Raw genomic sequence first — 921 nt, 5'->3', positions numbered from 1 at the left:
ACTAGAATAAACATATCGATCGCTAATTAATAAATTTTGCGATGACGTTAAGGAAGGTTCAATAATTTCAAGCGTATGTTTGCGTCTATCTGTCGCTGCTAAAAGTGCTAAAAGTAACGGATCAATTGCTTTTCCAGTATCTAAGTAATCTCTAATTTCTGGATTATTTCTATACCAATAACTGGGTTGAGAAGTTCTTATTATATGTTTTTCTGTTGAGTAATGGCGAGCAATTTCTTTGAAGACCACATGGAGTTATAAACTTTTTTATCAAGATACATTTTGTCTATATACTTTCCATAAGTTAAATTGTTTTATATCTGAAATCTCTTAATGTTTAATAAGGTGTTTTTTAACTCGTCTCTAAACAGAAAAACACAATACTCCCGCATTTTGTATAACTTATTAACTTTATGATAAATGGCGGTATATAGACTTAGTTTTAAGATAAGGTTATATTTTAGACAACTTAAAATGAGATTAAGTATTTGTAAAAAATATATTTTTTGATCACACTCCATAACCTGCCATTTTTTAACGAATTCTAGTAGAGTTTCTGAGGATTACTCCTATAGCGTCGTGTAAATGTATAGAAATGAGTTCGATCTCAGTATATTATTGTCCCTTAAGAGCTGGTACTGGATTGCACTACATAGAAATCTAATGAAATCAACTCTATCTTTTCTCAAACCACTGCCCTCGCTATAAGCATTTGATATTCAATTCCGTCAAAAAGCAGCAGAGCAATTCTTGGAAAACATCGCTGAGATATTGAAATATGCCTTGCAAAAGCGTTTAAATCAAATGTTTCACTATATTTTTCGGTATATTCATAAACTGAAATTAAGAATATTATAATAAGACCTCAAACAACGACGACGCCCAAATCAGCCGTAATAAAGCCTCCTAAAACTGAACCAA

1 pseudogene is annotated in these 921 nt (G+C 31.3%); it reads right to left on the bottom strand.

The annotated features are described in order from the left end of the window. Positions 1-249, bottom strand: a pseudogene (locus tag ACFIL8_RS11155) (hypothetical protein); the annotation flags it as partial. Positions 250-921 lie beyond the last annotated feature (672 nt).

The sequence above is a fragment of the Bartonella sp. AP57NXGY genome, from assembly GCF_042195805.1.
Taxonomy (GTDB): Bacteria; Pseudomonadota; Alphaproteobacteria; order Rhizobiales; family Rhizobiaceae; genus Bartonella.
Note: the sequence above shows the minus strand (reverse complement) of the source record. Positions and strands in the feature narration are given on the sequence as shown.